Annotated in this window: 23 protein-coding genes and 1 pseudogene; 7 read left to right on the top strand and 17 right to left on the bottom strand. The window is 67.4% G+C overall.

Annotated elements, in window-relative coordinates:
* Nucleotides 1-4: 4 nt before the first annotated feature.
* From ACJH71_RS02045 to ACJH71_RS02015, 7 genes are all read right to left on the bottom strand, one after another.
* Nucleotides 5-2,371: a flippase-like domain-containing protein gene (locus tag ACJH71_RS02045; protein ID WP_406756356.1), complete on the bottom strand. Its 2,367-nt coding sequence runs from the start codon at nucleotides 2,369-2,371 to the stop codon at nucleotides 5-7.
* Between the two features lie 183 nt (nucleotides 2,372-2,554).
* Nucleotides 2,555-3,430: an oxidoreductase gene (locus ACJH71_RS02040; RefSeq protein WP_406756355.1), complete on the bottom strand. Its 876-nt coding sequence runs from the start codon at nucleotides 3,428-3,430 to the stop codon at nucleotides 2,555-2,557.
* Between the two features lie 60 nt (nucleotides 3,431-3,490).
* Complete coding sequence (locus ACJH71_RS02035; RefSeq protein ID WP_406756354.1) at nucleotides 3,491-3,838, bottom strand: hypothetical protein; 348 nt, start codon at nucleotides 3,836-3,838, stop codon at nucleotides 3,491-3,493.
* 12 nt (nucleotides 3,839-3,850) lie between these two features.
* Complete coding sequence (locus tag ACJH71_RS02030) at nucleotides 3,851-4,153, bottom strand: hypothetical protein (protein WP_406756353.1); 303 nt, start codon at nucleotides 4,151-4,153, stop codon at nucleotides 3,851-3,853.
* 20 nt (nucleotides 4,154-4,173) lie between these two features.
* On the bottom strand, nucleotides 4,174-5,403 hold the full coding sequence (locus tag ACJH71_RS02025) for a DUF4226 domain-containing protein (RefSeq protein ID WP_406756352.1): 1,230 nt from the start codon (nucleotides 5,401-5,403) through the stop codon (nucleotides 4,174-4,176).
* Between the two features lie 61 nt (nucleotides 5,404-5,464).
* The gene (locus tag ACJH71_RS02020) at nucleotides 5,465-6,244 is read right to left on the bottom strand and encodes an acyl-CoA thioesterase (RefSeq protein WP_406756573.1); all 780 of its coding nucleotides are present in this window, start codon (nucleotides 6,242-6,244) and stop codon (nucleotides 5,465-5,467) included.
* Nucleotides 6,245-6,304: 60 nt separating this feature from the next.
* A complete protein-coding gene (locus ACJH71_RS02015) occupies nucleotides 6,305-7,150 on the bottom strand; it encodes a class I SAM-dependent methyltransferase (protein ID WP_406756351.1) in 846 nt (281 codons plus the stop codon).
* Between the two features lie 222 nt (nucleotides 7,151-7,372).
* Here ACJH71_RS02015 and ACJH71_RS02010 point away from each other — a divergent pair, with 222 nt between their 5' ends.
* Nucleotides 7,373-8,941 (top strand): acyl-CoA carboxylase subunit beta, encoded by a 1,569-nt coding sequence (locus tag ACJH71_RS02010; protein ID WP_406756350.1) that lies wholly within the window; start codon nucleotides 7,373-7,375, stop codon nucleotides 8,939-8,941.
* A gap of 12 nt (nucleotides 8,942-8,953) precedes the next feature.
* Here ACJH71_RS02010 and ACJH71_RS02005 read toward each other — a convergent pair whose 3' ends face one another.
* Entirely contained in the window at nucleotides 8,954-9,316 is a 363-nt protein-coding gene (locus ACJH71_RS02005) for a DoxX family protein (protein ID WP_406756349.1), read from the bottom strand.
* Between the two features lie 109 nt (nucleotides 9,317-9,425).
* Here ACJH71_RS02005 and ACJH71_RS02000 point away from each other — a divergent pair, with 109 nt between their 5' ends.
* Both ACJH71_RS02000 and ACJH71_RS01995 read left to right on the top strand, forming a co-directional pair.
* A complete protein-coding gene (locus ACJH71_RS02000; RefSeq protein WP_406756348.1) occupies nucleotides 9,426-10,208 on the top strand; it encodes an enoyl-CoA hydratase/isomerase family protein in 783 nt (260 codons plus the stop codon).
* Nucleotides 10,209-10,213: 5 nt separating this feature from the next.
* Complete coding sequence (locus ACJH71_RS01995; RefSeq protein ID WP_406756347.1) at nucleotides 10,214-10,624, top strand: hypothetical protein; 411 nt, start codon at nucleotides 10,214-10,216, stop codon at nucleotides 10,622-10,624.
* 19 nt (nucleotides 10,625-10,643) lie between these two features.
* Here ACJH71_RS01995 and ACJH71_RS01990 read toward each other — a convergent pair whose 3' ends face one another.
* Both ACJH71_RS01990 and ACJH71_RS01985 read right to left on the bottom strand, forming a co-directional pair.
* The gene (locus ACJH71_RS01990) at nucleotides 10,644-11,111 is read right to left on the bottom strand and encodes a hypothetical protein (protein WP_406756346.1); all 468 of its coding nucleotides are present in this window, start codon (nucleotides 11,109-11,111) and stop codon (nucleotides 10,644-10,646) included.
* A gap of 70 nt (nucleotides 11,112-11,181) precedes the next feature.
* Nucleotides 11,182-11,967: a hypothetical protein gene (locus tag ACJH71_RS01985; protein WP_406756345.1), complete on the bottom strand. Its 786-nt coding sequence runs from the start codon at nucleotides 11,965-11,967 to the stop codon at nucleotides 11,182-11,184.
* 34 nt (nucleotides 11,968-12,001) lie between these two features.
* Between ACJH71_RS01985 and ACJH71_RS01980 the strand changes: the two genes are divergently transcribed.
* Entirely contained in the window at nucleotides 12,002-13,429 is a 1,428-nt protein-coding gene (locus ACJH71_RS01980; protein ID WP_406756344.1) for a protein adenylyltransferase SelO, read from the top strand.
* A 17-nt stretch (nucleotides 13,430-13,446) separates the two neighbouring features.
* On the opposite strand, the gene ACJH71_RS01975 is transcribed toward ACJH71_RS01980, so the two are convergent.
* The gene (locus tag ACJH71_RS01975) at nucleotides 13,447-15,780 is read right to left on the bottom strand and encodes an MMPL family transporter (RefSeq protein ID WP_406756343.1); all 2,334 of its coding nucleotides are present in this window, start codon (nucleotides 15,778-15,780) and stop codon (nucleotides 13,447-13,449) included.
* Nucleotides 15,781-15,924: 144 nt separating this feature from the next.
* Here ACJH71_RS01975 and ACJH71_RS01970 point away from each other — a divergent pair.
* The 3 genes and pseudogenes from ACJH71_RS01970 (at nucleotide 15,925) to ACJH71_RS01960 (ending at nucleotide 18,480) form a co-directional block, all read left to right on the top strand.
* Nucleotides 15,925-16,964, top strand: a pseudogene (locus tag ACJH71_RS01970) (type III polyketide synthase).
* Between the two features lie 2 nt (nucleotides 16,965-16,966).
* On the top strand, nucleotides 16,967-17,467 hold the full coding sequence (locus tag ACJH71_RS01965) for an isoprenylcysteine carboxyl methyltransferase family protein (protein ID WP_406756342.1): 501 nt from the start codon (nucleotides 16,967-16,969) through the stop codon (nucleotides 17,465-17,467).
* On the top strand, nucleotides 17,464-18,480 hold the full coding sequence (locus ACJH71_RS01960) for an NAD(P)/FAD-dependent oxidoreductase (RefSeq protein WP_406756341.1): 1,017 nt from the start codon (nucleotides 17,464-17,466) through the stop codon (nucleotides 18,478-18,480). Before ACJH71_RS01965 ends, ACJH71_RS01960 begins: the two co-directional genes overlap by 4 nt.
* A 4-nt stretch (nucleotides 18,481-18,484) precedes the next feature.
* On the opposite strand, the gene ACJH71_RS01955 is transcribed toward ACJH71_RS01960, so the two are convergent.
* The 6 genes from ACJH71_RS01955 to ACJH71_RS01930 form a co-directional block, all read right to left on the bottom strand.
* Nucleotides 18,485-19,519, bottom strand: coding sequence for a pyridoxal phosphate-dependent aminotransferase (locus tag ACJH71_RS01955; RefSeq protein WP_406756340.1), 1,035 nt, complete (start codon nucleotides 19,517-19,519; stop codon nucleotides 18,485-18,487).
* Entirely contained in the window at nucleotides 19,516-20,538 is a 1,023-nt protein-coding gene (locus ACJH71_RS01950) for a 3-oxoacyl-ACP synthase III family protein (RefSeq protein WP_406756339.1), read from the bottom strand. Before ACJH71_RS01950 ends, ACJH71_RS01955 begins: the two co-directional genes overlap by 4 nt.
* A 7-nt stretch (nucleotides 20,539-20,545) precedes the next feature.
* Complete coding sequence (locus tag ACJH71_RS01945; protein WP_406756338.1) at nucleotides 20,546-21,211, bottom strand: SRPBCC family protein; 666 nt, start codon at nucleotides 21,209-21,211, stop codon at nucleotides 20,546-20,548.
* Entirely contained in the window at nucleotides 21,189-22,940 is a 1,752-nt protein-coding gene (locus ACJH71_RS01940) for a thiamine pyrophosphate-binding protein (protein ID WP_406756337.1), read from the bottom strand. Before ACJH71_RS01940 ends, ACJH71_RS01945 begins: the two co-directional genes overlap by 23 nt.
* Before the next feature lie 86 nt (nucleotides 22,941-23,026).
* Nucleotides 23,027-23,743, bottom strand: coding sequence for an anti-sigma factor family protein (locus tag ACJH71_RS01935; RefSeq protein ID WP_406756336.1), 717 nt, complete (start codon nucleotides 23,741-23,743; stop codon nucleotides 23,027-23,029).
* Nucleotides 23,740-24,231, bottom strand: coding sequence for a sigma-70 family RNA polymerase sigma factor (locus ACJH71_RS01930; protein ID WP_046283350.1), 492 nt, complete (start codon nucleotides 24,229-24,231; stop codon nucleotides 23,740-23,742). Before ACJH71_RS01930 ends, ACJH71_RS01935 begins: the two co-directional genes overlap by 4 nt.
* Nucleotides 24,232-24,318 lie beyond the last annotated feature (87 nt).

Raw genomic sequence — 24,318 nt, 5'->3', positions numbered from 1 at the left:
GGGTTCAGATCATTTCGTTCTCGGTCAGCCATCGCATCACCGGCCAGCCGATGAAAACCGGCAGCCAGCAGGTCAGTACCCGGTAGAGCAGCACCGACGGGACCGCCAGCGCGGCGGGCACACCGAACGCGGCCAACCCACCGATCAGGGCGGCCTCCACGGCGCCCACCCCGCCGGGTGTCGGTGCGGCGGAGGCCAGGGTGCCGCCGACCATCGTCACCACCGTGACGGTGACGAATGAGGTGTTGCCGCCGAACGCCTCCACGCTGGCCCACAGTGCCAGCGCCGCACCCAACGTGGTGCCGGCCGCGCCTAACACGATCAACGCCAGCCGCTTGGGCTCGCGGGCCAGGTCCACCAAGTCGCCGGTGACTTCCTTGAGGCGCGGCCGCAGCGCCGTGGTCAACCACCGGCGCAGGTTCGGTACCAGCAGCACGATCCCGGCCAACCCGAGCGCAACACCGGCGATCAGGTACAGCATGGTCGCGCCGGGTACGAAGTGGGACAGATCCGTCGAGGCGCCCGCAGCGGTGGTGAAGATGACCAGCAGGATCACGTGCACGATCACCTGCACCGACTGCTGCAGCGCAACCGCGGCGGTCGCGCGCAAGGTGCTCAGGCCGCCCTTTTGCAGGAAGCGGGTGCTCAGCGCCAGACCGCCGACCCCGGCCGGCGTGGTGGTGGCCGCAAAGGTGTTGGCCACCTGCATGATCGCCAGATTCCGGAAGCTGACGAAGCCGTTGGCGCAGGCCCACAGGGCGCCCGCCGCGCCGACGTAGGTCAGCGACGAGACAATCAGCCCGACCAACGCCCACCACCAGTTCGCCTGCCGCAGTTGGGAGAAGAAGGTTGGCACCTGGCTGATGAAGGGATAGGCCACGTAGACCAGGGCGACCAGCAGGATCAACTGAATCAGCTGGCTGCGGGTGAACCGGGTGATGGTTTTGGTCTGGATCTGATCGGTACCGGTCTGACGCTTGACCTCCTCGCGGGCGGCGGCGATCACCGTGCCGACATCGGGGACGGCATTGCGAAGGCGCGCGGGAACCGCGGATTTGGTGAGGCGTCGCGAGGCGGCCAGCACCACGGTGCGGCCGAAGTGCTCGATTGCCGCGGCCACCGCCGCGGCCGCGTCGTACAGCGATGACGTCGTCACCAGCAACTGGGCGATATCGGATTGCAGCTGGGTGTCGGTGGCGCCGTACTCGGCATTGCCGAAGCCACCGAACACCACCTGCCCGTCGTCGACGGTCATCTCCTTGCTGCGCAGGTCGCCGTGCGAGATCTGCTGATCGTGCAGACGCCGCAAGGATTCCCAGGGCTGGGCCACCGGCGTGGAGGAGGTGCAGTCGGCGATCGGGGTGCCGCGGGGCGGGGTGTGGGCGTACAGCGTCCAGCCGCGGTCGAGGGAGGCGACCGCGACGGTGTTGGTGTTGGCCAACTTGGCATCAGCGATGGAGATCGCCATCAGGGCGCGATGCTCCACGGCGCGGTGCAGGGAGGCGTGCAGCGGCGCGGTCTCGGTGGTGCGTAACCGGAATTTGCGCCAGAGCTGGCGCAGCGCGCCGCCGCTGCGCTGGTTCGGGCCGTACAACTCGATGGTCACCGGGTGGTCGCCGACGGTGGACAGCACCAGCGGGCCGCGGCCAGCCGGCCGGATGACGGCGAGTTCGGAGACGGTGTGACCGCGACGTGCCAGGGCGCGGACCGTGCCGTCCAACGGCACCTCCAGTGCGGGGGTGCCGACGATCAGGATCACCAAGGCCCCGACGAACCATCCGACGGCCAGCCCCAGCAGCGAGCGGGCCGGCACAATCGCGCTGACCACCAGGTGGATCGGTACGAACGCCAGCAGCAGTGCCCACCACCAGCGTCGCCAGCGGGCCGGCAGCCAGGGGCCGGAGACGGTGAGCATGGCGGCGAGCATGGCGATCCACCGCGGGTCGTCGAGGAACTGTGCCAGCGTGGTGGCCAGCCGATCGGAGAGGTCGAAATGCCAGTTCGGTGCGGCCATGCCGGTGCTGCGGATCGACAGTGACACCACGGCGAGCAGGCCGGCCACGGCATAGGCTCCGAGCAGCTTCCATTGCTTGGAGACCACCAGTCCGATCAGAATCGCGAACGGCAACACCAGGATCGCGATGCCGTAGGCGAGGTAGACCAGGTTGGCGTGGACGGGGGAGAGCACCCCGACGATCTGGGAAACCGACCGCTCGAGTGCCACCCATTCGTAGCGGGTGACCAGCGAGCTGGTGATGACGGTCGCGAGGAAGAGTGTGGCCAGCACCAGACGCAAGATGTCATTGGTGCGTCGGGTCAGCGGCTGCAGCAGGTTGCCGGTGACGGCGACGTCGCGCCCCTCAACTCGCATGATCTCTTTCGGTCCGTCTCATGCCGCATCGCGCGGCGGCTCGCCACAACTTAACCGGTGAGCTGCGGTATCACCGTGGATTGTCGGCGACATGGGGCCGCGTCGGCCCGCGTGAGTCCCATGCGCCACACCCGTCACCACCGGGGACCGGCATGAGGGGTGCCCAGCTTGCAGCGACGCGGTTCAGAGCGGGTAGCTGACCCCGGTCATCTTTTCCGACTCCTCCCACAGCCGCAGCCACAGCCGCTGATCCTTCGAGAGTTTGTTCGACGGGCACGGCCCCATTGCGCCGCGAGACTGGTTCAGCTTGGTGGGGCCCCAGTAGGTGTCCGGATCGGCGTCGGGCACGGTCGCGGCGAACAGGGTCGACTCGGCGCCCCGCTCCGGCGGCTGACCGACCAGCGGCAGGCCGTACTTGGCGATCAAACCGACGACGGTCTTGTCGTTGTCGAACAGGTCGGTGGTCGACACCCCGGGGTGCACGCCGTAGGACCGCAGCGGCGAACCCGCCGCCACCAGCCGCCGCTGCAGCTCGCGGGCGAACATCAAGTTGGCCAGCTTGGACTGTGCGTAGGCAAGGTTGCGTTGGTAGGGGCGGTGCTCGTAGTTGAGGTCGTCGACCCAGAACTTGGGGGTCTGCTTGTGCGCGATGCTCGACACCGTCACCACCCGGTCACCGATCCGGTCCAGCAGCAGGCCGGTCAGCGCGAAGTGGCCCAGGTGGTTCACCCCGAACTGCGTCTCGAAGCCGTCCACGGTCCGCCGCATCGGGATGTTCATGATCCCGGCATTGTTGACCAGCACTTCGAAGCCGCCCTGCTGCGCGGCGAAATCGCGCACCGAGGCCAGGCTGCCCAGATCCAGCGCCGCCACCGTCACGTCGCCGTCGATGCCGTCGGCGATCTCCTGGGCCTTGGCGGTGTTGCGACAGGCCATCACCACGCTGGCGCCCTTGGCGGCCAGGGTGCGGGTGACGACCTCACCCAGACCGCCGTTGGCGCCGGTCACCACGAAGGTGCGGCCGGACTGATCGGGGGTGTCCGTGATTCTGAAAGACATGCTGGTCACCGTACCTGCCTGTGGCGCTCACGCCGTAGCGCTGTTCGGTAGCCGGGGAGCTCAGATGGTGTCTACCAGTGCGAGGAAAATCAGTGCCCATGGCACGCCGCCGGCCAAGAGTGTCAGGCCGGATCCACCGACGGCCAGCCCCAGGCCGCGCCGGCGCGGTGACTGCGAGCGCAGCAGCCACGCACCGATCAGCAGTGATGCGAACGCCGTGATGGTGAACGTGGCGGCGAACATGATGCGATATCCGGCATGGCTGTCTATCGGAAAATGACCCAGTAGCCAGCCGACGCCGAAGGCCGTCGCGAACACGACCTGGACGACGATCGGCGCTGATCGGGTGGCCGTCCGCCAGACGTCGTTGTCCTGTACACAAATTCGTGCCCGCAGTTGATTGAACATGCCCGAGTCCTCTCAGTGCAGGTGCTGCAGCAGCTGGTAGATCACGGTGGCGGGTATGACGGTGACGGCGATGGTCAGGGGAGTTGCGAGGTAGCCGATGAGGATGCCGCGCCCGACCTGGCCAGCCTCGCCGGGCAGTTCGCGCATGAACAGTCCGGTCGGCACCGCCACTACCGTTGCGATAACAAAGAAGAAAACGCTGGCGAACCAGAGCGGCAGCCAAGCCCACGTCGCAGTCTCAACGATCGCGATGGTCGCCAACGCGGCCAGGAAGCCGCGCGGTCCGTAGCGAGCTGCCGGGTCAGGGGTGGTCATGACGGCTCCTTCAACGGTGCTTAGCTGATTGGTCTCGACGAGACGGACGGCGGAGCATAGACAGGCCCGAATTCGCGGGCCGTCGCGTCGTCGAACGCGGCGAAGCGCGAACTGCCGACGCCGATCTCGTGGTGGATCGGCAGATTGGTGACCGGGCCCAACCAAGTGTTGCCGGAGTGTGCCGGATCGATCAACACCGTGCGGGTGCCGCCGCTCGGCAGATCCTGGTAGACCTCCAGCGACGGGTAATTGGTCCGTGTTCCGTCGATATAGACGCCGTCGTGTCCCGGAGTGAACACCAGATCGCCGTTGACGCTGAGCCGATTGTCGCGCAGTGGGCCGTGCGCATCCGTTGTGAAGCCGGGCACCAGCGGGTTCCCGGCGTCGTATTTGATGCGCACCGACCCGTCAGCGGCTTGCGCGATGCTGGCTTGGGGGACGCCGACTGCCACTTTTCCAGGGCCGCCACTGCCGTTGAGTTCAACCGACGGGTTCTGTCGCATCACCACGATGCCGTTCTCGTAGTCGATGTAGGTGGTGACCTTTGTGTCCTCGGGATCAAAGTGCGCATTAGGTCCACCATCGTTCCCAAAATCGCGAGAAAGTAAACCGCTCTTGACATCTCGCTGTGGGATCCATTGCGATGCACGCACAACTCCTTGCCCCGGCACCGGATCGATCCGGGCCACCCGAACCTCGGAGTTCACCCCCTGGAACTTGGAGTCGTAGGTGCTCGGGTCCAAGGCCGCCGCAGTAGCCCAGTCGGAGGCTGATACCGGGTCTCGCCCGAAGACCTCCCGGAAGGCGTCGATCTGGTTGAGCCGGCGCGCCTCATCGGTGGCCGGGCCTCGTTTGAAGGAGTGGTCTACGGCCTGGATGGTCGGCCGTTGCCGGTGCTCGACCGAGTAGCCGCCATTCAAGGTGCGCACCGCCCGCGCGCGGGCCTGACCGTCAGCGACGGTCTCGGCGATCACCTGGTGAATGTCGCGGGTCTTAGCAGACAGGAAGCGCTGGAACTGTCGGGCGCCGGCCGGGGTATCCACGGCCAGAGCGCGGTGCTGGGCCAGCGCGGCCCGGATCTCGGCTTCGATACTGTCGAGACGCCGGCGGCCCTGCACCGCCACCTGCGCGGCGCCGCGCACCGTCGTCAGGAAAGCCCGGTCGGTCTGCACGGACCTCTGCAGCCGCCCCGCCAGGGCATCTTCGCGCGCTCGCGCGGCATCGGCGTGGGCGCCGAGTTCCTCGGGCATGCCGGCGACGCTAGTTCAGCGATGGCGATCCCGGTATTCACCCGAGGCCGAGCCTTGAGCGTCAGTCCTTGAAATACACCAGCTGATGCGTGCTGGCCACCAGCCGGCCCGCCCGCGACCACAGGTGCGCGCTCTGATCGAAGTAGCCGCGCGAGAACCGATTGGCGTGCGCGCTGGCCAGCAGAAAATCACTTCCGAGCGCGTCGATTTCGCCTTGGTCGGCGTGGAAGTAGGTGGTCAGGGAGATGGTGCCGGCGGGCAGGAAGCGGCCGCTGCGCAGGAACACTCGAGGGAAGAACACGTCCGACAGGCACGCCAACGCCGCGAAGTCGAGCGGCCGGTTCTCGGCGTCGCGCACCCACAAGGTGGTGGTCGAGGATTCGCTGGGCTCTACCGCCTTGAGCGGCACCGGGCCGTCGGTGAAGCGCATGTCGTAGCGCTTGGCCCAGACGATGGCGTCGACGAAACTGCCCGGGGCGACGTCCTCGGGGGCGGGGGCGCTCGACGGGTGGCTTTCGTCGTCGGCCCAGGTGTCCCGGTGCAGTCCGAACAGCGCGGTGGCCGTGGTCTTGACTTCGTCACCCTGGCGCAGCTCAAGCACCCAGTGCTGGTTGCTGCGGTTGGTGCGCGCGGCGCGCACGCTGACGTCGAATTCGCCGTCGGCAATGGGTGCGGCGAAGTTGACGGTCAGCGCCAGCGGGTCACCGATGCGATCGGGGTGCGATTCAACGGCACGTAGCAAAACAGCCGCGGTGATCCCGCCGAACGGCCCGACCATGTTGGCCCACTCCGGACGGGTAGCGCCGCGGAACGTTCCAGCGTCGACCGCCTCGAGTTGCATGGCCAGATCGAAGGGGTGTGGGGTCACGGGAGTCCTTAGCGGTGATCGGAGCGGTCCCGGTCACGCTATCGCGGTGACCACCCAGGTGCGGCCCGGGAACTGCACCACACCGTCGACCCGCTGCCGGCGCAGCTCGTCACGCAGTTCCTCGACCACGCCGGCCCAGCCATCGGCACCCAGCCTGGCCTCCAGTTCGGCGCGGGCCTGCTGCCCGGTGCGGTTGGCCAGGATCAACGCCAGCCGTTCCTCGACGCCGTCGCTGCCGTCGATCCCGAAATTGCAGACCCCGTCGAACGCTTCTACGGCAATGTCGTTCCAGCCGGCGTTGGTCAGGATGGCTCGCACCCGCTCGGGATTGCCGAATGCCAGCGGGCCCGGCGCCGTGGGATCCAGCGCGGCAGGAGGTGATTCCAGTTTGGCGGCCAGAACATCGGTGCCCGCCGTGAACATCGGATTGTCGCCTTCGCGCCAGCACACGAACGCCAGTCGGGACCCCGGGGCAGCGGCGGTGCGGATGTTGGTGAACGCCGCCACCGGATCGTCGAAGAACATCACCCCGAACCGCGAGATGACCCGCTGAAACGATGCCCCACCCCCAGCCTGGTGCAGGTCCATGGTCTGGGCGTCGCCGAGGATCACCGTGGCCTCGGGAACCCGCCGGCGCGCCGCGTCCGTCATCGGTTCGGAGATGTCCACGCCGAACGGAATGGCACCCAGGGCGGCGGTGCGCTGCAGCAATGTGCCGGAGCCGCAGCCGATGTCGAGAACTCGCTCACCTGCGGTGATGTCGGCCGCCTGCATGACCGCGTCGGCGAATGGTGCCAGCACCGCCTCGAAGGTCGCCGCGTTGTCCACCCAGTCGATGCCCTGGGCCGCCCAGGCCTGCTGCTGTTCCTCGTTCGCCATGGCCTCAGCGTAGGGAGTGGCGCCGGCGGAGAGGATTGGGGGAGTCGCCCGCCTTGCAGCGACAACCGACGTTATGTCAGATCCGCGACTGGGATTGTCGCGCAGAGGCGGGCATCACCCCACATGGTCCCGCCGCGTCACACGCGGCCCAGTCCGAGGCTTGTGGACCGCGCTTCGCCCATGATGTTGTTCTAGGTCAACACCCCGGCGAAGGAATCCCACATGCCCGACGCTCCGCTGCGTGACGATCACCTTGAGCTGCTGCGCCGTCGCGCGCTGACCGAGGACGCGGCCCGACCGCAGTCGGTGCAACGCCGGCATGACGCCGGGGGCCGTACGGCTCGCGAGAACATCGCTGACCTGGTCGACCCGGGGACCTTTGTGGAATACGGGCGGTTCGCCATCGCGGCCCAACGCGCCCGGCGCGACATCGACGACCTGATTGCCAACACTCCCGGCGACGGCCTGCTGGGCGGAACCGCCACGATCAACGGCGCGCTGTTCGGACCCGAACGCGGCGCCTGCGCCGTGCTGTCCTACGACTACACCGTATTGGCGGGCACGCAGGGCGCGATCGGTCATTTCAAGAAGGACCGCCTGTTCGAGCTCATCGAACGGATGCGCCTGCCGACAGTCTTCTTTGCCGAGGGTGGCGGTGGCCGGCCTGGTGACACCGACTATCCGACGGTGTCGTCACTCGACGTACCGGCATTCGCCTTGTGGGCCAAGCTGTCCGGGCTGGTGCCGCGTATCGCGGTGGTCAAGGGCCGCTGCTTTGCCGGCAACGCCGTGATCGCGGGCGTCTCGGATCTGATCATCGCGACCGCGGACACCTCGATCGGCATGGCGGGCCCGGCGATGATCGCCGGCGGTGGACTGGGCCACGTCGCACCCGATGACGTGGGCCCGTTGTCCGTGCAGGCGCCCAACGGCGTCGTCGACGTTGTGGTGGCCGACGAAGCCGAGGCCGTTGCGGTCACCAAACAAGTCCTCGGCTACTTCCAAGGTGCTACCGCCCCCGGCGCTGCGGCCGACCAGGACGCCTTGCGCACCATGATCCCCGAGCGCGCACGGCGTGCCTATCCGCTCAAGCCGATCATCGAGACCCTCGCCGACGTGGGTTCGGTGACGTTCCTGCGGGAGAAGTTCGCGCCCGAGATGGTTACCGCACTGGCGCGTATCGACGGCCGGCCAGTCGGGATCATCGGCAACAACACCATGGTCATGGCCGGAGCCATCACCGCCGCGGCCTCCGACAAAGCCGCGCGTTTCCTGCAGTTGTGCGACGCCTTCGGGCTGCCGATCGTGTCCCTGGTCGACTGCCCCGGCTACATGGTCGGCCCGGCCGCCGAGGCAGAAGCGCTGGTACGGAGGGCATCTCGGCTGCTGGTGGCCGGGGCGGCGCTGCGGGTGCCGCTGATCGCGGTCATCTTGCGGCGCGGCTATGGCTTGGGTGCCCAGGCCATGATGGGCGGCAGTCTCCATGAACCGGTGCTGACCGTAGCCTGGCCGAGCGCGCACCTGGGCCCGATGGGGCTCGAAGGTGCGGTTCGGCTGGGGCTGCGCAAGGAACTCGACGCCATCGCCGATCCCGATGAGCGGGAGGAACGTGTCCGGCAGGCCACCGCCATTGCGCAGGAGAACGCCAAAGCGCTCAACGCCGCAACGCTTTTCGAGATCGATGACGTGATCGATCCCGCCGAGACCCGCGCTCTGATCGTGGCAACGCTGGCGGCGTGCGCCGGGTTCGGCCAAGACGTGCCGCCGCGGCGGTTCGTCGACACGTTCTGAGACGTTCCTGCATCAGAGCAGCCGGCCGAACACCACGAAGGCCGCGACCGCGAACAGCACGGCGTTCAGGGCCACGCTCTTGGGCTCCTGCAGTCGAGAGTGCGCCCAGGCTGCCCCGACCATGACGACGCACAAGCCTGCGGCGGCCAGCGGTGTGAGCACCTGACCCATTCCCGTGAGCCCGGGTGCTACCAGTCCGAGGGCCGCCAGAAGCTCCATCGCCGCGGTGAAACGCACTACCGGCATGGGAAACATGGCCACCCCGGTTTGGCCCGTGTCCAGCAGACGTTGGCGCGGCATGGTGAGTTTGGCGCCTCCGGAGGCAGCGAATATGGCGGCCAGTGCGAATTGGGCAGTCCACAGTGCGACGTTCATGATCTCGGTCCTTCCTGTTCTGGGTGTTCATCTGCTAGGACGGAAAGAGACCGGCGAGTGTGACAGCTCGCTGGTGTCACACTCGCCCACGCGGAATCGTCTACATGACATGAGCAGGTACCAGACCATTCGCTATGACCGGCGTGAACACGTCGGAACCCTGACGTTGTCGCGACCCGAGAAACGCAATGCGCTCAACCCGGCAATGCGCGCAGAGTTGGACCAGCTCGGCAGACAGCTGCTGGCCGACGAGGCCCTTCGTTGTCTGATCGTCGCCGGTGACGGGCCGTCGTTCTCGGCCGGTATCGACCTGGTCGAAGACATGGCCGGGACGTTGACCGCGTTCGCCGAGCGGCCCGTCGATGACGAGACCGTGGAGCTCGGCCTCGCGATAGCCGGGACCTTCGAGTGGATTCCCCGGCTTGGCTGTCCCAGCGTCGCAGCGGTCCGGGGGCACGCCTACGGGGCGGGCCTGCAGCTGGCACTGGCCTGCGACTTCCGCGTCTTCGCCCGCGACGCCCGGGTCGGTTTGACCGAAACTCGCTACGGCCTGTTGCCTGACATGGGCGCAACGTTTCGACTCCCGCGCCTCATCGGGGAGGGGCGGGCGCGGGAACTGATCCTGTTCGGCGAGGTCATCGACGCAGCGGAGGCGCTGCGCATCGGACTGGCCAACCGTGTGGTCGGCGACGACGAACTCGATTCCACGGCGCACGAATTCGCCGACCGTCTCGCGCGCCAACCGAGGATAGCGGTCCGTGGGGCCCGGCGTGCCATCGATGCGGGCCGGACCCTTGACGACGCCGCCGGCCTACGGGCAGCGGTCACCGAACAGGCCCGTTGTTTGGCGTCCGCCGAATTTCGCCACGCCATCCCGACCCAGACAAGGTGAATGCCATGACCAGTGACCTGCCCTACATCGACGAGCACACGCTGCGGATCGACGCGCCCCGTAGCCGGGTGTGGAGCGCTCTGCAGCGCTATGTCGAGGCCATGTTGCACGGTAACGAACGCAATCCGCTGCTCGCGCCGCTCGGACTGCGGCCCCGCGCTGGTTTCGCCGTGGCCGAAAGCGTTGAGCAGCAACGGATCGTACTGGCGGGACAGCATCGCTTCTCGCGGTACCGGCTGGTGTTCGAGCTCACCGACGATCAGGCAGGTGCGACGCGCCTGCATGCCCACAGCTACGCGGCATTCCCCGGACTGCACGGCGGCATCTATCGGGCCCTGGTGATCGGGACACGCATGCACGTCGTCGCGACGAACTACCTGTTGCGGGGTATCCGCACCGCTGCAGCAGCCGGCTGAAGGTCGCGTTCCGCCCAGATCACGCCGCCGAGCGCAGATCCCGATCACTGCTCGCCGGTTGCGGATACGGGCGATTCCGCAGCGGCGCCCATCCGACGTAGGTCAGGTACAGCCCGACCAGTGCGAACAGGACGTAGGCGGCGCGCGGCCAACCCTCGGCACGCATCGCGATGTTCACGCTCGACAAACCGGCGTAGGGAAACACTGTCAACGCAAGCCCCTTGAGAAGGGTGATCCAACCCGTCACCGAGACGCAGATGGCCGCTGCGCCGCGCCAAAGCGGGTGCAGCGCCACCACCGCCAATCCGGCCAACAGGGTGAACGCCTCAGCCTCCCACAGCAACAACGGATCGGGTCCGAAGTCCGAGGCCTGCGCCCACACCTGCGGGAGACGAGACAGGGCCGCCACAGTGACGATGACCAGGAACGGACCGATAACGCGAGCGAACATCCGCGTCCGGGCCGAAGATTGCTCTGACACACTCACCGCACTGCCCTCCTGGACCTTGTTTCACCAGGCTACGAGGATTGTGTGATGGCCACCACCACCGGCTGTATCAGCGGCCGGTGGTGGTATCCAATGTCAGCTCCCAGGCCGACAGCCACGGTGTGATGGTCTGGGCGATCGAGAAGGGATGCGGGTCTTCGCACTTGGGCTCGGAGTAGGTACCGTCGGACACCGCGATGTAGATGCCGACCGCCTCGGCAGTGCCGTCGTCACGCAGTCGGTACACCGGTCCGCCGGAGTCGCCGCAGGTACCGCCGGCTTCAAACCGGACCTTGTTCGCCTCACTGGCCACGACTGGACCGCACACCGGTCCGCCACTGCGGATTCCGTAGTGGCACAGCACATCGCCAACGGACACATACTCGGCGGCCCCGACCACCGGATGCCCATCGATGACCGAAGTCACGGGAATCTTGCCGGGGTTGTCCAGGGTGATCAGCCCGATGTCGTAGTCATCCCAGTTGCTGCCGTCGCTGACGGTCTCGGTGAACGTGCCGATGGTGCGATAGGCGAAAGCGCCGCCGTGGCGGATCACCACCTGCCCGGGCCCGCCGCCCGGGTTGCAGTGCCCGGCTACCAGCAGCCCGGGTCGGCCGTCGCGGGTGTGTACCAGGAATCCGGTGGTGCAACTGATACTGGCTGCGTCGCCGCCGGGGGAGACGCTGATGCCGATGCCGGGCCCGATCGCGTGCGCCATCGGGATCGGGACCAGAGGGTGCGCCGGGTGGGTGCGGTTCACCTGGTACAGGCCGATGAAGATCGCGGCGACGACGACGGCGGTCCCGATCCGCCATACCGCCGTCTTCGCCGTGTCCCAGCGGCGCCGTTCCGTCACCGTGGCAACGGTAGCGGTTGCGTAGGCTGGCCAGATGGCGTCCCCGATACTGACCGCCGACTTTGCCAGTGAGTTCCCCGAACTCGCCCAGCCCTGGCGGGCCGCCATTCCGCCGGAACCGAAGCTGCTGGTGCTCAATGAGAAGCTGGCCGCCGAACTGGGCTTGGATCCGGCCTGGCTGAAAAGCCCTGACGGGCTAAAGCTGTTGACCGGTACCGACGTTCCCGACGGCGCCACCCCGGTGGCCCAGGCCTATGCCGGACACCAATTCGGGAACTATGTGCCGCTGCTCGGAGATGGTCGCGCCCTGCTGCTCGGCGAACTCGACGGCGACCGCCGTCACGACATCCACCTCAAGGGCTCCGGGCCGACTCCATTCGCCCGCGGCGGCGACGGTTTGGCCGTCGTCGGCCCGATGCTGCGCGAATACGTCATCAGCGAAGCCATGCACGCGCTGGGGATCCCCACCACCCGCTCGCTGGCCGTGGTGGCCACCGGAGCCCAGGTGCAACGCGAGGCGCCGGTGCCCGGGGCGGTACTGACCCGCGTTGCCGCCAGCCACTTGCGGGTCGGCAGTTTCCAGCTCGTCGCCCAGCAGGCCCGCGCCACCGGTGATCTGGGGCTGCTGCGCCGGCTGGCCGACTACGCGATCGCCCGGCATTACCCCGACGCCGCACAGGCCGAAAACCCTTACCTCGCACTGTTTCAAGCGGTCGTCGAAGCCCAGGCGTCGCTGATCGCACGCTGGATGCTGGTCGGTTTCGTGCACGGCGTGATGAACACCGACAACATGACCATCTCCGGGGAGACCATCGACTACGGCCCGTGCGCATTCATGGAGGCCTACGACCCGGCGACGGTGTTCAGCTCCATCGACCACGCCGGGCGCTACGCCTACGGCAACCAGCCGCTGGTCGCCCAGTGGAACCTGGCCCGGTTCGCCGAGACCATCCTGCCGCTTTTTGCCGCCACCGAGGAGCTGGCGCTGTCGGTGGCGGTGGAAACCCTCGAAGGGTTCATGCCGCGCTATCACGGCCTCTGGTCGGCGGGGATGCTGGCGAAGTTCGGGCTGACCGGCAGCGTGGAGGCTGCCGCGCTGATTGATCAGGCGTTGGCGCTCATGACCGACAACCAGGTGGACTACACCTCGTTCTTCCGGCAGCTGGCGGCGGCCGGGCGCGGGCACACCGGCTCCCTGCCCGCCGTATTCGGTGACTGGCTGGGGCGCTGGCGGGCCATGCAGCCCGACTTTGACGCGATGGACAGGGTCAATCCGGTCTACATTGCGCGCAACCACCTGGTGGAGCAGGCGTTGACGTCCGCGATGCGCGGCGACCTGGCGCCGGTGCAAAATCTGTTGGACGTGATCACCGAGCCCTACCGGCAACGGGATGACGTGGCGGCATATGCCGCTCCGGCACCGCCGGAATTCGGGGCCTACCGCACATTCTGCGGGACCTGACGGCCGCGGACGGCCAATCAGTCCGGGGTGGATAGTGCGGCTTCGTGCGTGCTCCGGTGAGCCCGATGCGCGCCATGTTGCGCCGGCACATGCGGGGTCCGAAGTCCCGGGGGCGCGGCGTGGCGCCCCGTTGAACCGCCGTTCTCGCTGATCTCGAACCGCCGCGCCAGCCGGGCCAGCGGTGCGGGCGCCCACCAGTTCCAACTGCCCATCAGGTGCATGAACGCCGGCACCAACACCATCCGGATCAGCGTGGCATCCACCAGCACCGCCAAGGTCAGACCGAGGCCGAGCATGCGCATGAACGACACCTGTGCGGCGATCAACGCTGCGAACGAGATCGACATGATCAGGGCCGCGGCGGTAATCACCCGAGCGGTATGCGCCAATCCCTGCGACACGCTCTCGTCGTTGTCGGCGCGGGTGCGCCCCGAGGCCAGCCAGTACTCCCGGATCCGGGATACCAGGAAGACCTCATAGTCCATCGACAGCCCGAACGAGATGCAGAACAGCAGCACCGGAACGTTGGCGACCAACATGCCGGTGGGCGTCGTGCCCAGCGCTCCGAGATGCCCGTCCTGGAATATCCAGACCAGCGCCCCGAACGCGGCGCACAGCGACAACACATTGAGGATCAGCGCCTTGATCGGCAGCACCACGCTGCCGGTCAGCAGGAACAGCAGCGCGAACGTGATGGTGGCGATCAGCCCCAGCACCAGTGGCAGCCGGTCGGTGATCGCGTCGACGCTGTCCCGGTTGATCTGCGCCAGCCCGCCCATCTGCACCGTCCGCTGACCGGGTGCCGGCACCTGATGCAGCAGATCGAGCTGGGTTTCGGAACGCTGCGAAAACAGCGGGGCGGTGCTGGCCACGGTCAGCAACACGGTGTCGTCTTTGATCCCGGTGGCCGCCGAGGGATCGCCCACCCGGTCGCCGCCGACGAAGGTGCCGGTCGGCGCCGACACCGAGGACACCTCCGGGACCCGGGACAGTTCGGCGGCGTAGCGATCCAACTCCTGTGGCGCGATGCCGTTCGCCTCACGAACAACGATCGGCACCGCCCGGTCGGAGTCGTCGGCGAACTGCTCGCGCAGCGCGTCGCCGACCTGGTGCGCCGAGGCTGTTCGCGGCAGCACCCGGTCGTCGGGGTAGCCCCACTTCACGCCGAGGAACGGCGCTCCGACCGCCACCAGCAGCGTGACCACGGCCAGACCGATCGGCACCGAGTGGCGGGAAACGAATCTCGTTGACCGGTACCAGAATCCCTCTTCGATCGGTCGCGCGACGGGCTCAGGGCGCCGCAGCAGCCGCCGAATCGGCCGTCGCAGGTTCAGTGCGTCGAGACGGGGTCCCAGCAGGGCGATCGCCGCCGGGGTCACCACGATCGCCGCGATCGCCACGAACGTCACCGTCGCCACCCCGGCGTAGGCGAACGACTTGAGGAAGTACATCGGGAACAAGACCATGGCCGCCATCGACAGCGCGACGGTGATCGCCGAGAACAGCACGGTGCGACCGGCGGTGGTCATCGTCCGGATCAGGGCTCGATCGGGGGCGACGCCCTCGGCCAGTTCGTCGCGGTAACGGTTGATGATCAGCAGGGTGTAGTCGATCGCCAGCGCCAAGCCCATCGCGGTGGTGAGGTTCATCGCGAAGATCGACACGTCGGTGCCCAGCGTGATCAGCCGCAGCACCGCCATCGAGCCCACGATCGCCAGTCCGCCCAGCGCCACCGGCAACGCGGCCGCCAGCAGACCGCCGAAAACCCACACCAGCACCGCAAAGCTCAGCGGGATCGCGATCGATTCCATCAGCAGCAGGTCATGCTGATTCTGGTGATTGATCTGCGCATAGACCATCGCGCCACCGCCGGCGCGAACGCTGACCCCGTCGCGGTCGTGTGCCACCTGGTCGGCCAGGGTGCGGGCATATTTCTGCGCGTCGTTCTCGCCGCCGCGCAGGTTGGCCACGATCAGACCGGCCGTACCGTCGGTGCTGGTCAGTCGGGCGGCCGCCGAGGGCGGATCCGTCCACGGCGAGGCTACGTTGAAGACGTGCGGCGAGCGCTGCAGGACTCCGGCGATCTCGGTGCCGACCGTGCGGGCCCGGTCGCTGTCGGCGCCTTCGGGGGAACTCACCAGAATCAGCAACTGCTGGTCACTTTGGCCGAACTTGTCGGTCAGCAGCGCGGTGGCCTGCGCGGACTCCGAACCGGGGTCCTGAAAGCCGCCCGCGGACAGGCTGTCGGCCACCGGGATCCCGAACACCGCGGCTGCGACCATCACCAGCCCGGCCAGGACGAGGACGCGTCGCGGAGCGGCGAGGGCCAGCAGGGCGATCCGGTGCAGCACGTAGTGACCTTCCGCCGATATGGTCAACCGGAGGTGCAGCGGCACCCCTACCGACAAGATACGTAGTCGATGGCGCAGGCGTTCAATATTCGCCAGCTATGCCGAGCCGTTGAACCAGCGCCGCGGCGGCACCGTGACCTCGACATGGACAACACTCCGACCGTGGCCGCCGTAGCCGTGGAATTCCTTCTCACCAACACCGTCAGGGTGAGGTGATGGCCGCTCTGTCGGACTTCGCTGGCCCCGACTTTCAGCGGTTCGCCGCCCACAGTGGTGTCGCGACCCGCCAGCTGGCGCTGCCGTTGGCGCGGTACCCGAAGCTCAGCGGCTTCTCCGAGGCGAACGACGAATACCTTGACATCGCTCTGGATCTGAGCGAGCGGGCGCTGCTGGAGGCGCTGGATCGCGCCGGAATCGCTCCGGCCGACGTTGATGTCGTGTTCTCGACGACGGTCACCGGCTTGGCCGTTCCCTCGCTGGAGGGGCGGTTGGTGTCGCGGATCGGTCTTCGCTCCGACGTCAAACGCATCCCGCTGTTCGGGTTGGGCTGTGTCGCCGGCGCGGCGGGCCTGGCCCGGGTCCACGATTACCTGCGCGCCTTCCCCGACCATGTGGCCGCCCTGGTCGCCGTCGAACTGTGCTCTTTGACGGTTCAGCGCGAAGACCTCTCGGTGGCAAATCTGGTTGCCGCCAGCCTGTTCGGTGACGGCGCCGCGGCGGTCATCGCGACGGGCGCCCGACGCGCGGCACGCGGTCCGAGGCTGTTGGCGACGCGAAGCCAGACCTACCCCGACACCGATGACATCCTGGGATGGAAGATCGGCAGCGAGGGCTTCAGCATCGTCCTGTCGGTGGAGATCGCCACGATCGTCGAGAAGTATCTCGGCGACAACGTGCGCGAATTCCTGGCCGATCACGGCCTGGTCAGCGACGACATCTCGACCTGGATAGTGCACGCCGCCGGACCGAAGATCATCGACGTGATCGAGAACCTGCTGCACCTACGGTCCGAGGCGCTGACGCCGACCCGAAATTCGTTGCGGGATCACGGAAACCTGTCCTCGGTGTCCGTCCTGGACATTCTCGACGGCATCGAATCCGATCCTCCGCCGCCCGGATCGCTCGGGTTGATGATCGCGATGGGGCCGGGTTTCTCCGCCGAACTCGTGCTGCTGGAGTGGTAGGCGTGTACTACTTGCTGGTTGGGGTGGTGGGCATCGAACGACTCATCGAGTTGGTGGTGGCCCGCAGCAACGCGCGGTGGGCGTTCGCCAATGGCGGCGTCGAGTTCGGGCACGAGCACTATCCGGTGATGGTCAGCATCCACTCGGCGCTGCTGGTCAGCTGCGTTGCCGAGGTATGGCTGTTGCACCGGCCCTTTATCCCCTGGCTGGGCTGGCCCATGTTTGCGGTCGCGATGTTGAGCCAGGTACTGCGCTGGTGGTGTGTGCGCACACTGGGCCGGCGCTGGAATACCCAGGTGATCGTTCTGCCGGAAAGCCCTCTGGTGCACGGCGGTCCGTATCGCTGGATCCATCATCCCAACTATGTGGCAGTGGTATGCGAGGGGTTAGCACTGCCGCTGATCCACACCGCCTGGCTGACCGCGCTCTGGTTCGGTCTGGCCAACGCGGCGGTGTTACGGGAGCGGATTCGGGTGGAGAACGTCGCGCTGGGGTACCGGTGATCGGCTTCGACACCGACCTGCTGATCGTCGGCGGCGGGCCGGGGGGCCTCGCTACCGCGTTGTGTGCTCGACAGCAGGGACTTTCGGTGATCGTTGCCGATCCCCGGGCCAGCCCGATCGACAAGGCCTGTGGGGAGGGCCTGATGCCGGGCGGGCTGGCCGTGTTGAAGTCGCTCGGGGTGGACCCGGTCGGTATGCCGCTGCGCGGCATCAACTATCTCGACGAGCAACGCCGGGCCGAGGCGCCTTTTCGCAATGGCCCGGGACGCGGCGTGCGACGCACGACGTTGCATGCCGCCCTGACCGATCAGGCCAAGCAGAACGACGTCGACTGGGTCGCCACGAAGGTGGACGCCGTCGTCCAAGACGCCGGGGGAGTAACGGCGGGCGGCATCCGGGCCAGATGGTTGATCGCCGCCGACGGACTGCATTCGGTCGTTCGCCGCGCCGTCGGGATCTCCTGTGTTGCAGGGACCCCGCGGCGTTACGGTCTGCGATGGCACTACCAGGTTCCGGCGTGGTCGGAGTTCGTCGAGGTGCACTGGTCACGGTGGGGTGAGGCCTACGTGACGCCGGTAGAGCCGGGCCTGGTGGGGGTGGCCATCTTGTCGCCGAACCGCCCGGAGCTGGACTGGTTTCCGTCCCTGGCGGCCCGTTTGGCCGACGCTCCACGCGGTCCTGCCCGCGGCTGCGGTCCTATGCGGCAAGTGGTTTCGCGCCGGGTTGTCGGCCGGGTGCTGTTGGTCGGTGACGCGGCCGGCTACGAGGATGCGCTGACCGGCGAGGGCGTCAGCCTGGCTGTCAAACAGGCCGCTGCGGCTGTGGCGGCGATAGTCGATGGCAACCCGTTGTCTTACGAGCGCACCTGGCATTCCATTACCCGCCGCTATCGACTGCTCACCCGAGGTCTGGTGCTGGCCAGCGCGTGGCAGCCGGCCCGACGGGCTGTGGTCCCCGCCTGCTGTGCGCTGCCTGCGGTGTTCGACCGTGCGGTGCACCTGCTGGCACATTGAGGCGCTACTCGATGGCGGACAAAACCATCTGGGTGGAGCCGCGCGAGCCGATGGTGATGCGCACCGCGCCGTCGGGATAGTTCCGGACCCGCAGCCCACTGGCGGAGAAGATCTCGCTCCATGGCCGGTCGGTCGCCGGCAGGTACACAAAGTTCGCGTGGGAATCGGTGGTGTACACCCCCGATGCCCGCAGCCGGGTCCGCAGATAGCTCCGTTCGGCGACGATGTGGGCGATGCGCTGCTCCAGTTGTGCTTCTGCCTGGTAGGAAGCGGCCACCGCCACCGTGCAGCCGGCGCTGATGCCGAACGGCAGCTGCATCGACCACAGCAGACCGGCCAGCTCCGGTGCCGCCAGCGCGTAGCCGATTCGTAGCCCGGCCAGGCCGTAGGCCTTGGAGAAAGTGCGCAGCACAATCACATTCGGGAAGCGTGCAATGAGTCTGGGAACGTCGATGCGCTGGTTCGGTGCGACGAACTCGATGTAGGCCTCGTCCAGCAGCACAATGGTGTCGGCGGGAACGTCCGCGACCAGCCGTTCGACATCGGCGACGGTTTCCAGCGTTCCGGTCGGATTGTGCGGGCGGCACAACACCACCACCCGGGCACCCTGGGCGGTTGCCTGGGCCATCGCGGTCAGGTCGTAATGGCCGTAGCTGTCGAGGGGCACGTCGACCGCGGTCAAGCCGGTCATCTGGGCGAAGGCGGGGTAGCCCTCAAAAGTGGGCTTGCTCAGTACGATCCGCTCGCCGGGAGATGCTGCTGTCTGCAGCACCCGCATAGCCAGCCCGGACGCGCCCGGGCCGAGTGCCACGCTCTCCTCGGCCACCCCGGCATGGTCGGCTACCAGTCGGCGCAGTTGGGTGGGCAGGAATTCTGGATAGCGGTTGGCCGCCCCGATGAAGTCAACCAGCGCCGCGCGCACCGCCGGCAGCGGCGGTAGGGGGTTCTCGTTGAGCGACAACGCACACGGGTCGACGGCCGGCGGCAGTGCGCTGAGAAGATGCGTGGTACCCGAATCCGCTTGCGCCGCCGAGGTCATTGCGGTCGTCCGCCCCATCGGATGGCCGCCGCACCGGCGAAGTCGCCGGCGTGTGCGAAGCCGGCCATCACCACCACCTCGCCCGGCTGCAGCCGGTTGCCGGTTATAGCCCGATCCAGGTTGATCGGGATGCCGGCGCCGAACAGGTTGCCGCACTCATCAAAGGTGTCGACGTGTCGTGATTCGGGCACTTCGAGCGCTTCGCGCCAATTGCGCAGAAAGATCCGGTTGGGCTGGTTGGTGACCAGGAGTCCGATATCCGAGGGAGACAGGCGGTTGCGATGACAGACCGCGAGGGCGACCTCGGGGACCTGCCGGTTGCCGCGCGCGAGCACCTTGGTGATCTTGTCTTCGGTGAAACCGATGTAGGCGGCGCCCGGCCCGGGCTGCCACCACTTGCGGGGCGGGTCGGTGTTGTAGGTCATGTCGCCGGCGTACTGGCCGTAGGTGCGGCATTCGACGTCGATGATGGGCGATTGATCTGATCGGGTGAGCAGTCCGACCGCCGCGCCGTCACCGGGAACCGACGCCTGCGACTTGCTGCGCACGGCGGGATGGTCGAAGACCTGGCCGGCGGCGTTCTGCGCGATCGCGATCAACGCGCTTTGCCCCAGTCCGGCCGACAACAACTGGCGAGCCACATTGAGCCCCAGGATGAAAGCGGCGCATCCGCCATTGTGCAGATCCAGCACCGAGGATGGACGCATTCCCAGCCGGTGGGCGACCCCGCCGCCCGCGCCGCAGAACGGGATGTCCGGCAACTGGGTGTGGGTGATCAAGATGTCCACGTTCTCGATGACGTCGCGGCCGTGGCGCTCGATGATTCCCTGCGCCGCCTGCTCGATCATGTCGACCGCGGACTCGTCGTCGCCGACATGATGGCGGAATCGGGGGGCGCGGAACATCAGGTTGTCGCGCAACGCATCGGACTCGGCGAACTGCGCGTAATAGTCGGCGCCGATGGGTTCGCCGGGAAGGTAGCTGGAGACGTCGATCAGGCTGACGGCTGATTGGTTCATGATCGCCTCATCGCATCCAGAATGGGGTGACCGGAAGGCCGTTGTGGTGCCGGTATTCGGCAATCGCCTTCAGATTCTTCAGCTCCAGCAGGTGGCCGGCGCTGAACATGTCCCAGAAGTCGCCGACCCACACCGGGCGCTGCGGCGGCGCGGTGTCCGGATAGGGATTGTGGTCGTAGAACGGGTGGTGGCAATTGGTCCACAGCACAACCGATCCGGGCTTGTTCAGCACCACCTGGGCGTCGACGATCCGGATCAGGTAGATCATCCACAGGTGGTCGGGCTGATCCCAGGCGCAGTGGTAGTCCACCGTGAGTGCTTCCCGGTTAAAGACGGTGCGGGTGTAGATCTTGGTCTCCGAACCCAGTCGGTCGTAGGCGAGCCAGAGATCTGCTTCGTCGGTGGGGGTGAAGCCGCGCAGGCTGTAGGTCCACTCTTCCAGGCATCGCGTATCGGAGAGGTAGTCGAACAATTCGTCGGGCGGACAGTCGATGTAGTCGTTGACGGTGCAGTAGTCGCCGAACACCACGTCGTGGGGATAGACCGAATGCATCATCTCCATGATGATCGGGGTGGCGACCTCCCGCGGACTGGTCTCGACCCGGACCAAGCCGTCGATGGGTCCGGGCGTACCGGTGTGGACGCTGATATCAGCGAGGGCGGGCAGCGACATCGAATTGATCCTCCTCGTGGGTTGGAACCTTGCCGTTATGAGCTACTGGAGCAGTGGTTTTCGGTGACGCATCGGCAGAAAGGAACGGCGCGAACGGTGGTATCTCGTCGGCGGCGCACTCGACGCTGATCACCGAGGGGCCCTCACGGTCCAACGCCGACTCCACGACCGCGCCGAATGTGCCCGGGTCGTCGACGTCGATCGCGCTGAGCCCCGGGAACATCGACGCCAGGCCGTCACCGAGCTGGCTGGGCGTAAAGCGGTTGTAGCTGTAGAAGCCGTCATAGAAGAGCTGCTCGCGGGTGACGCACATGGCGTGCGCGTTGTTGTTCAGCAGCACGAACAGCACCGGAAGCCGGTACTGCACGGCGGTGTGGATCTCCATGCCGTGCATGAAGAACGCACCGTCGCCGGCGATCACCACGGTGCGCCGACCACGGCCGAAAGCCATCCCGATCCCGGCCCCGAAGCTGTAGCCCATCCCGCCCATCCCCAGTGCGACCAGGAAACGGCCGTCGCGTCGCGGCGGCAGGTAGTGGATGGCCGCAGCGCCGGTGTTGCCCGCATCGACGACGATGTCGGTCCCGGCAGGCAACGCGCGGTCCAGCACGGCCATCGCGTCGCGATAGCGCACCCCGGGGCCGGCGTAAGGCGGGGGATTCAGTTCGGTGTGCGGCACCGTCTCGGGCACCCGCAGCCACCGGGGGCGCCCGGCTCCGGAGAGCTCGCGGGCGATCGCGCGTAGGGACACCCGAAGATCAGCGGTCTGCACGTGCGTACACGGAACATACGGCGGCGCCGAACCGATCGATACCGTGTGGATGGAGCCCAGCACCGCTTCGAGACCGGCGCGGGCGGTCAGCGACATCCGGGTGCCCACCACCAGGCACAGCGCACTGCCGGTCAGTGCATCGGCTACCGAGGGGTGGCCCATGATGCCGGCCACACCCAGTGCCGACGAAGATCCCAAACCCGAAGTGCCCGAGACGTCTTTGGCGTCGGGGACGCACACCACCCGTGCGCGCAGCAGTGCCCGCAGATTCTCGAGATCGGCGCGGGCGTCGTCACGCGCCACCTGTTCGCCGGCGATGATCGTGACCGGTCCATGGGCGTTGCGCAGCGCGTGGACGATCGGATGCGGGTCGCTGATCACGACGGGATCGCCGCCGGTGTCGCCGCCGTTGCGGTACGGGCCGGCGGTGACGAAGCCCTGCTGAACATCCTTGGGCAGCAACAGCACCGCGGGCCCGCCGCCGCGTGCCGCGGCGATCGCCCGGGGCAAGGCGGCCACGATGTCCTCGGGGTTCATCACCCGCTCGCAGAAGACCGAGACCGCCGAGAACAAGGCCTGTGCATCGAGTGCACCGTTGCGGCCACTGGTGTCTTGGAAACTGCCTCGACCGTCCAAAGTGATCGGGGCCTGGCCCACCAGCGCCAGCACCGGAACCCGGCTGGCCAATGATTCACCGAGCCCGGCAACCAGGTTCAGCGCGCCCCCGCCCGACGTCGCGGCGACCACCCCCAACCCGGCACCGCTGCGGCTGTAACCGTCGGCCATGGTGGCGGCCGAGAACTCATGCTTGGCCAGCACCGCCGTGATGTCGGGACGAAAATACGCTGCGTCGTATAGGTCTTCGATGTTCGCGCCATCGACGCCGAAGATGTGACCGACTCCCATCGCCGCCAGCTGGGCGACAATGAAATCGACCACGGAAGCGATCCTGGACATCTGCCCGCCTAACTCGTGATGACGATGTCATTGACACGGTTTGCGGCGGGCGTTGGTTCGAAGAAGGATCCGATGACCCGGGCTCGTTACAGCGTGCGCTCCAGCAGGACCTGGCCGTTGTCGGCCGACACCACTTGGACCGAGGCGATCTGATCCGACGGAGTCGAGATGCTGCCGGCCGGCGTCGCGGTGTGCCCGGGTTCGGCGACCCAGGTCGCCAGCCGGGTCTGGCTGCCATCGCGGCCGACCACCACCAGCGCCAGGGTGTCGTGGTGAGCGTTCACCGGTGCCAGGCAGACGCAACTCAGATCGATGTAGCTACCCCAGGATTCGTCCCTGACCGCCACCGTCGAGGCGAGCGCCGTCGTCCCCACTTGGGCCATCGGCACCGCATCGGGGTGGGGGGACGGCGTGGTCGCCGAGCCGATGCCCAGCAGGACACCGATCCCGAGCACGGCGGCCGCCGCGGCCGAGGCCGTCCACGCCATCAGCCGGGTACGCCGGCGCCGCCGGTGCACCTCGGTCAACAGGGCCGGCAGCAGGTTGGCCGGCGGGGGAGGCTCTGTGGCGGACTCGTTGATGGCCGCCACACAGTTGCCGTCGAGCTGGGACAGCAGGGCGGGCACGCCGCTGATTTCGGTCACGGCGTCCCGGCACTGCGGGCAGCTGGCCAGGTGTCCCTCGAATTCCCGGCGGTCGGCCGCAGACAGCGAACCGAGCACATAGGCGGCATCCCACATGGCGTATGGGTGCTCACCCTCGACCGGCCCGCAGGCCGGGCCGATCTCCCGCGGCGACATCATCGTGTCACCCCCATCTCCTGCAGGGCGAGTCGCAGAGCCCGCACCGCGTAGTGCAGGCGCGATTTCACTGTTCCCTCCGCGATCCCCAGGTCTTCGGCGGTCTGGCCCGTACTCCAGCCACGGTAGTAGGACCGTTCGATCACCGCCCGGTGCTCCGCCGACAGGTGGGTCATGGCGTCGGCGATCAACATCCGGTCCAGGGCGGTGTCCACCTCGTCGCGGGTGGGTTGCTCGGGCGTGGTCGTCTCGTCGAGCGTGGCGACCACGTGGCGGTACTGGGCGCTGCGCCGTTCGTCGATGATCATGTTGCGCGCCACGGTGCACATCCAGGCCCGAGGGGAGCGCTCGGTATCGCCGATGACCTCCGGGTGCTGCCAGGCGCGCAGCAGCGTCTCCTGCACCACGTCTTCGGCACGGCTGGCGTCACCGGTCAGGCGCAGGGCGTAACGCCACAACACCGCGGCGTGCTCGTCGTAGAGCGCTTTCATCAGCGCGGCTTCGTGGTCTGGCGGTATGCCAATGCGAGGCAAGCTGATCACCTCCTGCCTAATGACACGACGTGGATGCCTGCTCGG

The sequence above is a fragment of the Mycobacterium sp. SMC-15 genome, from assembly GCF_045310925.1.
Classification (GTDB): domain Bacteria; phylum Actinomycetota; class Actinomycetes; order Mycobacteriales; family Mycobacteriaceae; genus Mycobacterium.
This window is presented reverse-complemented; position numbering and strand designations above follow the sequence as displayed.

Excerpts from the sequence above, each read along its gene's own strand:
- ACJH71_RS02035 (WP_406756354.1), bottom strand. The coding sequence starts at position 3,838 with ATGTTCAATCAACTGCGGGCACGAATTTGTGTACAGGACAACGACGTC.
- ACJH71_RS01930 (WP_046283350.1), bottom strand. The coding sequence starts at position 24,231 with ATGAAAGCGCTCTACGACGAGCACGCCGCGGTGTTGTGGCGTTACGCC.
- ACJH71_RS01935 (WP_406756336.1), bottom strand. The coding sequence starts at position 23,743 with ATGATGTCGCCGCGGGAGATCGGCCCGGCCTGCGGGCCGGTCGAGGGT.
- ACJH71_RS02030 (WP_406756353.1), bottom strand. The coding sequence starts at position 4,153 with ATGACCACCCCTGACCCGGCAGCTCGCTACGGACCGCGCGGCTTCCTG.
- ACJH71_RS02005 (WP_406756349.1), bottom strand. The coding sequence starts at position 9,316 with ATGAACGTCGCACTGTGGACTGCCCAATTCGCACTGGCCGCCATATTC.
- ACJH71_RS01995 (WP_406756347.1), top strand. The coding sequence starts at position 10,214 with ATGACCAGTGACCTGCCCTACATCGACGAGCACACGCTGCGGATCGAC.
- ACJH71_RS02020 (WP_406756573.1), bottom strand. The coding sequence starts at position 6,244 with ATGCAACTCGAGGCGGTCGACGCTGGAACGTTCCGCGGCGCTACCCGT.
- ACJH71_RS02010 (WP_406756350.1), top strand. The coding sequence starts at position 7,373 with ATGCCCGACGCTCCGCTGCGTGACGATCACCTTGAGCTGCTGCGCCGT.
- ACJH71_RS01940 (WP_406756337.1), bottom strand. The coding sequence starts at position 22,940 with ATGTCCAGGATCGCTTCCGTGGTCGATTTCATTGTCGCCCAGCTGGCG.
- ACJH71_RS02015 (WP_406756351.1), bottom strand. The coding sequence starts at position 7,150 with ATGGCGAACGAGGAACAGCAGCAGGCCTGGGCGGCCCAGGGCATCGAC.
- ACJH71_RS01950 (WP_406756339.1), bottom strand. The coding sequence starts at position 20,538 with ATGAACCAATCAGCCGTCAGCCTGATCGACGTCTCCAGCTACCTTCCC.
- ACJH71_RS02040 (WP_406756355.1), bottom strand. The coding sequence starts at position 3,430 with ATGTCTTTCAGAATCACGGACACCCCCGATCAGTCCGGCCGCACCTTC.
- ACJH71_RS02000 (WP_406756348.1), top strand. The coding sequence starts at position 9,426 with ATGAGCAGGTACCAGACCATTCGCTATGACCGGCGTGAACACGTCGGA.
- ACJH71_RS01955 (WP_406756340.1), bottom strand. The coding sequence starts at position 19,519 with ATGACCTCGGCGGCGCAAGCGGATTCGGGTACCACGCATCTTCTCAGC.
- ACJH71_RS01980 (WP_406756344.1), top strand. The coding sequence starts at position 12,002 with ATGGCGTCCCCGATACTGACCGCCGACTTTGCCAGTGAGTTCCCCGAA.
- ACJH71_RS01945 (WP_406756338.1), bottom strand. The coding sequence starts at position 21,211 with ATGTCGCTGCCCGCCCTCGCTGATATCAGCGTCCACACCGGTACGCCC.
- ACJH71_RS02045 (WP_406756356.1), bottom strand. The coding sequence starts at position 2,371 with ATGCGAGTTGAGGGGCGCGACGTCGCCGTCACCGGCAACCTGCTGCAG.
- ACJH71_RS02025 (WP_406756352.1), bottom strand. The coding sequence starts at position 5,403 with ATGCCCGAGGAACTCGGCGCCCACGCCGATGCCGCGCGAGCGCGCGAA.